An 838-nucleotide genomic window follows, 5' to 3' on the forward strand; every position below is an offset into this window, starting at 1 on the left:
GGTGGAACTGGCATGGACTCTGAGCCTCAATAATGCCTCGGCCAGTGACACCACCCTATTGATTGACCTCAACAACCTCGGCAACAAAGGCAGCTTTACTGGCGACACCAACGGTATCTTTACCCTTTATCAGGCTGACGGTAAAACGCCGATCACCAGTGTCAACATGAGTACAGCAGATAAAGGTATCGTCAAGGTCGTGATCCCTGCGGGTAACCAATCCGTGCAGCTCAAGGTCCCACTCACCAATGACGACGTGTTTGAAGGCGTAGAAACGTTTGCACTCAAGGCCACTGTTGAAGGGTCAGAAGACTGGATGACCGCAGATACGATCACCGTGAATGAAAGTCAGGCAACACTTGCCATTGAGCGCGCTGAGGTTCTGAAGCATGGTGAAGAAAAGGCTGACGGTGACTACACGGACGGTCCGGCCTGGCAGGTCTCACTGAACAACACAGCCAGTGAACCGACCACACTCAGAGTCAGCTTTGCAGAGAGTGACTTCTCAGCCTCTTTCGATGACATGATCAAAGAGGTGACAGTGCTTGACCTGAACGGTAATGTACTTTCTCCACCATCAGGATCGGAAGGCCCCAATGGTGGCTGGGCACTCACCAATACCGGTATTGGCTATGGCGCAGATATTGTCGTGCCTGCGGGAGAGCAGGGAATTCAGGTTTTTGCCACTTTGGTCGATGACGCGGTTTATGAGGCGGGTGAGACCCTTTCAATGCGGGTCGCGCTGGACGACCATGCCAACAGCTGGCACGACGGCGATGAACCATTTGAGTATGACGTTCATCAAGCCTTCATAATGGGTGAACACTTCTCCCTGCCC

At 52.9% G+C, this 838-nt stretch carries 1 protein-coding gene; it reads left to right on the forward strand.

Going from position 1 to position 838, the window contains the following annotated elements:
• Nucleotides 1–838: hypothetical protein (locus tag A8L45_RS24835; protein ID WP_175402079.1), on the forward strand; the 838-nt coding region annotated here is incomplete at both ends.

Source organism: Veronia pacifica, assembly GCF_001707825.1.
Classification (GTDB): domain Bacteria; phylum Pseudomonadota; class Gammaproteobacteria; order Enterobacterales; family Vibrionaceae; genus Veronia; species Veronia pacifica.